The sequence below is a fragment of the Oleiphilus sp. HI0086 genome (genome assembly GCF_001635225.1).
This window is the reverse complement of the sequence record NZ_LWFZ01001134.1, coordinates 1-1,163: the sequence shown is the minus strand read 5'-3', so window position 1 is coordinate 1,163 and position 1,163 is coordinate 1. Positions and strand designations below refer to the sequence as shown.

At 43.7% G+C, this 1,163-nt stretch carries 2 protein-coding genes; both read right to left on the bottom strand.

Annotated elements, in window-relative coordinates; all coding sequences use genetic code 11:
- Positions 1-723 (bottom strand): class I tRNA ligase family protein (locus A3756_RS20000; RefSeq protein ID WP_156490629.1); only part of this gene is annotated, 723 nt, incomplete at its 3' end.
- An 85-nt stretch (positions 724-808) separates the two neighbouring features.
- On the bottom strand, positions 809-1,163 hold a 355-nt coding region (locus A3756_RS19995; protein WP_304438914.1), incomplete at its 5' end, for a riboflavin kinase.

Below are 1,163 nucleotides of genomic sequence, written 5' to 3'. Positions count from 1 at the left end.
CGTCCAGATCACAACAGACATAGGCACATCTTGCGCATCAACAGAGAAAGCCTCGTAAACAGCAGTCTGGTCGGCGACATTAAAACGAACATCGATCGCTGTTGACTGCTTATCCTGATATTCAACTTCTGCTTCAGCTAATGCAGAACCACCGACAACACTCCAGTAAACCGGCTTAAAGCCTTTCTGCAAGTGGCCGTTTTCAATAATTTGTCCCAAGGCTCTGACAATATCGGCTTCAAACTTAAAGTCCATGGTTAGGTAAGGCTTATCCCAGTCACCCAGAACACCTAGACGAATAAAGTCTTCTTTCTGGCCTGCAACCTGCTTAGCCGCGTAGTCACGACAGGCCTGACGAAACTCAGGGTAGTCTATTTTTACGCCGGCCTTGCCTTTTTTCTTTTCGACATTGTGTTCAATCGGTAAGCCGTGGCAGTCCCAACCCGGAATGTAAGGTGCGTCATAACCACTGATTGTTTTCGCTTTGACAATAATATCTTTAAGAATCTTGTTAACCGCGTGACCAATATGAATACTACCGTTTGCATACGGAGGGCCATCATGAAGAATAAACTTCTCTGCTCCCGCCCGGGCGGTTCTGATTTGTTGATACAAATCCATATCCTGCCACTGCTTTAACATGCCAGGCTCTCGCTGAGCCAGATTGCCACGCATTGGAAACTTGGTTTCGGGAAGGTTTAAAGTATGCTTGTAATCACTCATATTATTGTCACATCAGGTTGTCAATATTGTCCTTAGATCACTAAGGCACTCAATAATTTTTTATCAAGATCGCGTTTATATCTTTCTAGCTGGCCAATTTTTTAAAATATTCCTTGGCCTGCTTAACATCTTTATCTATCTGTTCTTTCAGAGCGTCAATACCATTAAAACGCTGCTCATCACGTACTTTCTGATGAAAAACAACTCGAACATTTCGGCCATATATATCTCGATCAAAGCCGAACAGGTGTACTTCTAGAGAAGGCAAGTAATTCCCAACGGTTGGTTTAACCCCAACATTCGCTACACCTTGATAAGGGGTATTATCCTCACCGTTCAAATAAAGGCTTACGACATAGACACCTGAAAATGGTACTTTCGTTCTCTTTAAGGCTACATTCGCTGTCGGAAACCCTAATTGGCGTCCAAGTTTCTGGCCG